We start from the raw sequence: 7,379 nt of genomic DNA on the forward strand, positions 1-7,379 counted from the left end.
CCGGCGTTCTGCGGCCTTGCTCGTCACGCTGGCCCTGTGGGTCGGCCTGACCGGCGCTACCGGTCCCGACAGCCCGCGCCTGCTGGACCAGACGCTAAATAGCCAGAGCGCCCGGCAATCCATCGCGCGCATCGTCGCTTCGCCTCCGTCAGGGAATACGCCCTATCAAAGCGCCCGCGACTTTCTGCAGGCTCAGAGGCTGGCCAACCACACAACAACCGCCTGGGCCGCCTTGGACAGCCTGCCTGCGGCGGGAAACAGCCTGATGCTGCTGGACCGGCAAACGCCGCTGTCCACCCAGCAGGTCGACCGACTGTTGGACTGGGTACAGCGCGGCGGACGCCTGCTGACGGTGGCCGACGCCCTGTGGGACGAAGCCAGCGCCACCAGCGGCGATGCGTTGCTCGATCGTCTGCAGATCCGCGTTCAGTTGAGCGCGCAGCTGCCGCAGCTTCCCCCTGCTGCGGACGATGAGTACCCGAGCCTGACCAAGCTCTATCTGGAAGACGAGGAAGCGCCGGCGTATTTCAGCTTCGATACGCAACGCCATCTGGATGACCCGACCGGCAAGGTTCAGGCATGGGCCAACAGCAATGGCGCCACCCATCTGATGCAGATGGCCTACGGCGATGGCCTCATCACTCTTGTCAGCGATGCGCAACTGTGGAAGCGCGAGCAGATCCAGCGCTACGACAATGCCTGGCTGCTGTGGTACCTGAATCAGGGCAGTGACGTGACCTGGCTGTTCGAACCGGCGGCCGATCAGCCTGGACGATACGTGCCGTGGGCGCTGGTCGTACTGTTGCTGGCCGCCGGGTCGGGGCTCTGGTGGATGAGGACGCGGCGGCGTCCCTACCAGGGCTTGAACGGGCTGGACCGACATCAGCTGCGCCGGCTACGTGGATACGGACGTCAGTGTCTGCGCGAGCAGGGTCCACAGGCGTTGCTCGGCCATCTGCGCCAAGACGTGCTGCAGCGCGCGTGTCTGCATCATCCCGGCTTCGACAAGCTCGCCGTTGCCGACCAGTGGCAGGTGCTGGCGCAACTGTCGCAGCATTCGACCCGCAGCGTTGGCGCCGCGTTGATGCCAGCCGGCCACCGACGTCTGTCGAGTCGAGCATTCACCCGCGCGGTGGCGCAACTGCAAAGCCTGCGGGACAGCCTGGGACCGATGTCGGTCGGCGCGCGGATCAACCGCCCTTTGAGTGTGGCCGCAAGAGAGGCCGACCCAGTGGTGATGATGCTGCTGGACGGCGGCGCCTGGGCCGGCCACCGCGAAACCGACCTGAGGCATGCCGTGCACGCGTGTCTGCAAGTAGGCGAAGCAGCGCTGACGGACGGGTATGCCGTGGGCCTGCAGGTGTCATCCTGCGTGACGCCGGTGAGCCTGGCGGCGCAATCCGGGGCCGAGCAGCTGCAGCGAATGGCCGAAGCGCTTGCGCATCTGCAACCCTCCTCGACGGCGGGTGACTCGACCGCGACCCTGGATGCCTTGCTTGTCGAAGACGAGGCCATTGTGCTGGTGGTCATGGTCACCGGCTTCCAGGAGATTGACGAGCCGGACAGGGTCTCTGCGTTGGCCAAGGTAGCGGTGCGCCATCCGGTGCTGCTGGCCAGCTTGCGCGACGAAGCCCTCGAGCGCCTGCGTCAGCAGCCGGTCAAGACTCGGCGCGATGCCCTGCTCTATTGCGGGGTGATGCAGCGGCTGCTCTGGCGTCAGGGGCTGCACGATCGGCTGGTCGCGGCAGGTGTTACTGTCGTGGATGCATGGCCGGGAGAGATCGCCACCGAAGCGCTGCTGCGCTATCGAAGCCTGCGCCAGCCGCGGGTCTGAGCCCAGGGTCCCTGCTCAGGACGAAGTACCTTGAGGATGGAACGTGAAATAGTGGCGCAATGCGTCCACCAGCTTGAGAAACTCCGTCGGCGCCGGGCCCTGCAATTCGAAGCCTGAATCGTAGTGCCCAGGGGTCGCGTCTTCCTTGCACCACAGGCAGTGCGCCGACAGGTCGATCAGCTTGGGCTCGCCCTCGACCGAGGGGATTTTCACCTGCAGTTCGAACACCGGACCGACCAACAGCGGCAGTTCGCTGATCAGCATCAGGCCGACGTCCGAAATGTTGCCCATGTAGCCCATGGCGCGGCCGGTGTAGCGGTTGTAGACCTTCAGGTAGTACGGCAACTGGTGCCGTTCGATCCGACGCTCGGTGTACATGATGGGTCTGCTGTAGATATCCGGCATAAGTGTCGCGTTCGTCCTCTGTCGTTTCACAGGTACACCCGTTCAGGTGTCCCAGGCGTTTTCCAGATCGTTTCAGAGTACAGGAAATTCACCTCAGAATGCCGCTGGACGTGGCTGTGCAGGCACACCGGGACTCATGTGGCCAAGCTGATCCAGGGTTTGCAGACGGGCCTGGGCGCGGTAGGCGTATTCGCTGGAGGGATAGCGATTGATGATGTACTGGTAGGTCTGTGCCGCATCGACGTAGAGCTTCTGGCGCTCCAGGCACTGGCCTCGCAGCATCGAGACTTCCGGTTGCACGTACGGCCGCGAACGGCTCTTGCGGTCGACCTGGGACAGCTCCAGCACGACCTTCTCGCAGTTGCCGTCGTCGTAGGCGCGGTAGGCGCTGTTCAGGTGCTGGTCCATCGACCAGCGGGTGCAGCCTGACACGGCGATGGCCAGGGCAATCAATACAAGCGCGCGCATGGGACTCTCCTGCCGCAGGGGGTATGAGGCTTTATCGACCCGTTGCCGGGAATCTTCAATACCCGGGCGTCCGATGCCGGCGCGCGCCAACTGTCTCTGTCCAAATCCTCTCTATCGAGTGCAGAGGAACGATGACGCCAGCGCAATTGAGGAGTAGCCTTTGCCAGCGCTTCAATAAAGGAGTCAGTGCATGACCGCTCGCCGTACCAAAATCGTTGCCACCCTGGGCCCCGCCTCCAACTCGCCGGAAGTGATCGAACAACTGATCAAGGCCGGCCTGGATGTCGCTCGCCTGAACTTTTCCCACGGTACACCGGATGAGCACAAGGCTCGCGCCCGTCTGATCCGCGAGATCGCTGCACGGCTGGGGCGTCACGTCGCCCTGCTGGGCGATCTGCAAGGTCCGAAGATTCGCATCGCCAAGTTCGCCAACAAACGCATCGAACTGAAGGTCGGCGACCGCTTCACCTTCTCCACCAGCCATCCGCTCACCGAGGGCAACCAGGACGTCGTGGGTATCGACTACCCTGACCTGGTCAAGGACTGCGGTGTCGGCGACGAGCTGTTGCTCGACGACGGTCGTGTGGTCATGCGCGTGGAAACCGCCACCGCCGACTCGCTGCATTGCTCGGTGCTGATCGGCGGTCCACTGTCCGACCACAAGGGCATCAACCGTCGCGGTGGCGGCCTGACCGCCCCGGCCCTGACAGAGAAAGACAAGGCCGACATCAAGCTGGCCGCAGAAATGGACCTGGACTACCTGGCCGTGTCCTTCCCGCGCGATGCGTCGGACATGGAATACGCGCGCCAGCTGCGTGACGAGTCGGGCGGTACCGCCTGGCTGGTGGCCAAGATCGAACGCGCCGAAGCCGTTGCCGACGACGAGACCCTCGACGGCCTGATCCGCGCCAGCGACGCCGTCATGGTGGCGCGTGGCGACCTGGGTGTTGAAATCGGCGACGCCGAGCTGATCGGTATCCAGAAGAAGATTATCCAGCACGCCCGCCGCAACAACAAGGCGGTGATCGTGGCGACCCAGATGATGGAGTCGATGATCCAGAACCCGATGCCGACCCGCGCCGAAGTGTCCGACGTGGCCAACGCCGTGCTCGACTACACCGACGCCGTGATGCTTTCGGCCGAAAGTGCTGCCGGTTCCTATCCGATCGAAGCCGTGCAGGCCATGGCACGCATCATCGTCGGCGCGGAAAAGCACCCGACCAGCAAGAAGTCCAGCCATCGTCTGTACACCCAGTTCGAGCGCTGCGACGAAAGCATCGCGCTGGCCGCCATGTACACGGCGAACCATTTCCCGGGCGTGAAGGCGATCATCGCCCTGACCGAAACCGGGTACACCTCGCTGATCATGTCGCGCCTGCGCTCGTCGGTACCGATCTTCGCCTTCTCGCCTCAGCGCGCCACCCAGGCACGTGCGGCGATGTTCCGCGGCGTCTACCCGGTCGACTTCGATCCGGCCGTGCTGCCGCCGAGCGAAGTGAGCAAGGCCGCCATCGACAAGCTGCTGGAGATGGGCATCGTGCAGCAAGGCGACTGGGTCATCCTGACCAAGGGCGACAGCTACGCCACGACCGGTGGCACGAACGGGATGAAGATCCTGCACGTGGGTGATCCGCTGGTCGATTGATGATTGCTCGCTGAAAGACCAAAGGCCCCGGGGTTGAAACCTCGGGGCCTTTTGCATTTCTGTAGGAGCGGTCTGAGGCCGCGAAGGATGCGCTGCGGTGTGTCAGGTATAGCCTGGGGCTCTTTTCGCGGCCGATGACCGCTCCTGGAGGGGGCGGTCATCGCCTCAGCCGCGGCCGACGAACACGTCGCTGTACAGCTGGCTTCTGGGCAGCCCGGCCAGGAACAGCCGTCGGGAGAACTCCTCCACACTGATCGGCGAACCGCACACCAGCGCGATGGTCTGACGCGAGGAAAGCCGCAAGGGCGGTGGCTCGCCGGCCGGGAACTGCTCGACCATCAGGTTGGGATGAAGCTGGGCAAGCGCCCGCAAGGGTTCATCCAGATAGTGCTCATCGGCCATGTGGAGCACGCGGATCGGTCCCTGATGCCCTTGCCGCAACGCCTCGCGCAGCACGCCCCACAAGGGCGCCAGACCGGTACCGGCGGCGAACAGCCACAGTGGCCGGGACTGCCATTCGGGATCGTAATGCAAGGCGCCGCCGCGGACTTCGCCTACCTGCACAACATCGCCCACCTTGAACTGACGGGCCTGATCGATGAAAGCGCCGGTGCGTCGACAACTCAGATGAAACTCCAGAAACTCGTCGGCCTGGGCGAGGCTGGCGATGGAATAAGGCCGCGCGACCCGCACTCCTGCGGCCGTGGCGGTCCAGAGCACCATGTGCTGCCCGGCGTGATAGCGCAGTTCACGTTCCGCCTGCAGCCGCAGGCGCAGCACGTTGGCCGACAGCCAGTCATGGCCGATCACTCGTGCAGCCGTACCGTCACCTTGAGGATCGAACACCGCCACCTGCAAGTCCTCGACGATTTGACACTGGCAGGCCAGGCGCCAGCCCTGCTCGCGCTTGCCGACACTCAGGGCGTCAGGTTTGCGGTCGTGGGGCTCACCAGCCAGGCAGCGCACCAGACACGCATGACAACTGCCTGCGCGACAACTGAAAGGCACCTGCAGGCCGGCCTCGTTGAGGGCATCGAGCAGGTTGCTGCCGGCCGCGACCGTCCAGCGCTGCCGGCCTGTTTCCAGTTCAGGCATCGGCCATGTCCCAAGCTGCCGCGCAGCGGTTGCGACCCTCGCGCTTGGCCCGATACAGCGCCTGGTCGGCACGCTGCAGCGCGTCATCCAGATCGTCGCCCGGCGCCAGCAAGGTCATGCCCACCGACAGACTCAGATTGGCCGCGCCCAGGCCCTGCGGGTCGGCGTCGGCAAACGCGCGACGCAGCCGCTCGCAGCTGCGCACCAGATGATCCGCATCGACTTGCGGCATCAACAGCACGAATTCTTCGCCGCCATAGCGGGCCAGTACATCGGTATCGCGCAGGCAGTCCTGGGTCACGGCGGCAAAGGCCTGCAGCACCTGATCACCGGCTGCGTGGCCGTGGATGTCGTTGATGCGCTTGAAGTGATCGAGGTCGATCAAAGCCAAGCCATGCTCGACACCCGGCTTGAGCGTGGCCAGCTCGCGCGACGCCAGGCGCAGGAAATGCCGACGATTGAACAGGCCCGTGAGTTCATCGGTGGCCACCAGGTCTTCGAGCTGGCGCATCATGCCGCGCAGGGTGTCCTGGTGCGCCTGCAGGGCGTAGCGACGCTGGCGCATGCGCTGGCGCGAGCTCTGCACGTAGCTGGCGTACATGCATAACCACAGCAGCACCACCAGCATGGCGCAGATCTGCAGCGTGGCCAGCCCCGGATCCGGCAGCGCCATGCGATAGGCTTCCCACAGATTGACCCCGACGAAGGCGACGAACACCACCAGCGCACAGCGCACGAACGCCAGGCGCGGCAGGTGGAACACGCCGAACAGCAGGATCAACACGTAGACCACCATGAAGGTGCCGCGAGCCACTTCCAGATTGGCGATCAGCCAGGTATGCCAGGCCACGGCCAGCAGCACCTGGAACTCGGTAAGGCTGGGGTCGCGAAAGCGCAGATTGGTGCCGCTGCGGAAGACCCAGTACAGCACGCCCTGGCTGACGACGACCAGGCAAGTACTGCCCACCGCTGTCACCAGCGACACGCTGCAATACTGAGTCAGGATGGCCACCCACACGAGCACCAGCACCAACGCATAGGTGCAGGCAGCCAGCGAGAAACGCTTGATCAGTAGATGTTGAAGGGCGGACTCGGTCACTCGCAGACTCGCTGTGCTGAACGGGAATCCATCCCCTGATTGCACCGTAACAGTGCAAAGGTGTGATGCCATAATAATGGCCAAGGGGTCAAATAACTATTCAATTTTGGAGGGCTCGACGAAGTCTACCGGGTATCGGACCAACGGTGTATCCGCCTCAACCCCACGCCACTCCATCGATCCAGCGTGTCAGCTCGGTTCAGCCGCGCTATACTGCCGCGCCTTTTTCGCGCCAACCTGCTACACGTTGACGCACCTCGAAAGCCGTGCGCCAGGCTAGACCTGACCCGCTTTCTTAACGAATGTTCCCCACCAAGAGGAGCGCGCCCCATGACCGTGATCAAACAAGACGACCTGATTCAGAGCGTCGCCGACGCCCTGCAATTCATTTCCTATTACCACCCCGTGGACTTCATCCAGGCCATGCACCAGGCCTACCTGCGTGAAGAGTCCCCGGCGGCGCGCGACTCCATCGCCCAGATCCTGATCAACTCGCGCATGTGCGCCACCGGCCACCGGCCGATCTGCCAGGATACCGGCATCGTCACCGTGTTCGTGCGCGTGGGCATGGACGTGCGCTGGGACGGCGCCACCATGGGCCTGGACGATATGATCAACGAGGGCGTGCGTCGCGCCTACAACCTGCCGGAAAACGTCCTGCGCGCCTCGATCCTGGCCGACCCGGCCGGCGCTCGCAAGAACACCAAGGACAACACCCCGGCGGTGATCCACTACTCCATCGTGCCCGGCAACACCGTGGAAGTGGACGTAGCAGCCAAGGGTGGCGGCTCCGAGAACAAGTCGAAGATGGCCATGCTCAACCCGTCCGATTC

Annotated in this window: 7 protein-coding genes; 3 read left to right on the forward strand and 4 right to left on the reverse strand. The window is 64.1% G+C overall.

The window, feature by feature from the left end:
* Positions 1-16: 16 nt before the first annotated feature.
* Entirely contained in the window at positions 17-1,834 is a 1,818-nt protein-coding gene (locus tag B2V21_RS12320; RefSeq protein ID WP_286916975.1) for a DUF4350 domain-containing protein, read from the forward strand.
* A gap of 15 nt (positions 1,835-1,849) precedes the next feature.
* Here the strand turns inward: B2V21_RS12320 and B2V21_RS12325 are convergent, their stop codons facing one another.
* Positions 1,850-2,212 (reverse strand): PilZ domain-containing protein, encoded by a 363-nt coding sequence (locus B2V21_RS12325; RefSeq protein ID WP_122742343.1) that lies wholly within the window; start codon positions 2,210-2,212, stop codon positions 1,850-1,852.
* A gap of 120 nt (positions 2,213-2,332) precedes the next feature.
* Complete coding sequence (locus tag B2V21_RS12330; RefSeq protein WP_286916976.1) at positions 2,333-2,707, reverse strand: tetratricopeptide repeat protein; 375 nt, start codon at positions 2,705-2,707, stop codon at positions 2,333-2,335.
* A gap of 190 nt (positions 2,708-2,897) precedes the next feature.
* On the opposite strand from B2V21_RS12330, the gene pyk reads away from it, so the two are divergent.
* Entirely contained in the window at positions 2,898-4,352 is a 1,455-nt protein-coding gene (pyk, locus tag B2V21_RS12335; protein ID WP_286916977.1) for a pyruvate kinase, read from the forward strand.
* Between the two features lie 165 nt (positions 4,353-4,517).
* On the opposite strand, the gene B2V21_RS12340 is transcribed toward pyk, so the two are convergent.
* Both B2V21_RS12340 and B2V21_RS12345 read right to left on the reverse strand, forming a co-directional pair.
* The gene (locus tag B2V21_RS12340) at positions 4,518-5,447 is read right to left on the reverse strand and encodes an iron-sulfur-binding ferredoxin reductase (RefSeq protein ID WP_286916978.1); all 930 of its coding nucleotides are present in this window, start codon (positions 5,445-5,447) and stop codon (positions 4,518-4,520) included.
* Positions 5,440-6,546: a GGDEF domain-containing protein gene (locus B2V21_RS12345; RefSeq protein ID WP_286916979.1), complete on the reverse strand. Its 1,107-nt coding sequence runs from the start codon at positions 6,544-6,546 to the stop codon at positions 5,440-5,442. The genes B2V21_RS12340 and B2V21_RS12345 overlap by 8 nt, the downstream gene beginning before the upstream one ends.
* A gap of 330 nt (positions 6,547-6,876) precedes the next feature.
* Between B2V21_RS12345 and B2V21_RS12350 the strand changes: the two genes are divergently transcribed.
* The coding region (locus B2V21_RS12350) for a fumarate hydratase (RefSeq protein ID WP_286916980.1) at positions 6,877-7,379 on the forward strand (503 nt) is incomplete at its 3' end.

Origin of the sequence: Pseudomonas sp. UBA6276, from assembly GCF_002438365.1 — a bacterium.
In the GTDB taxonomy this organism is placed as follows: Bacteria; Pseudomonadota; Gammaproteobacteria; order Pseudomonadales; family Pseudomonadaceae; genus Aquipseudomonas; species Aquipseudomonas coleopterorum.

What these genes read in the sequence shown, in the direction of transcription:
- B2V21_RS12340 (WP_286916978.1), bottom strand. Translation starts at nt 5,447, where the DNA reads ATGCCTGAACTGGAAACAGGCCGGCAGCGCTGGACGGTCGCGGCCGGC.
- B2V21_RS12325 (WP_122742343.1), bottom strand. Translation starts at nt 2,212, where the DNA reads ATGTACACCGAGCGTCGGATCGAACGGCACCAGTTGCCGTACTACCTG.
- pyk (WP_286916977.1), top strand. Translation starts at nt 2,898, where the DNA reads ATGACCGCTCGCCGTACCAAAATCGTTGCCACCCTGGGCCCCGCCTCC.
- B2V21_RS12330 (WP_286916976.1), bottom strand. Translation starts at nt 2,707, where the DNA reads ATGCGCGCGCTTGTATTGATTGCCCTGGCCATCGCCGTGTCAGGCTGC.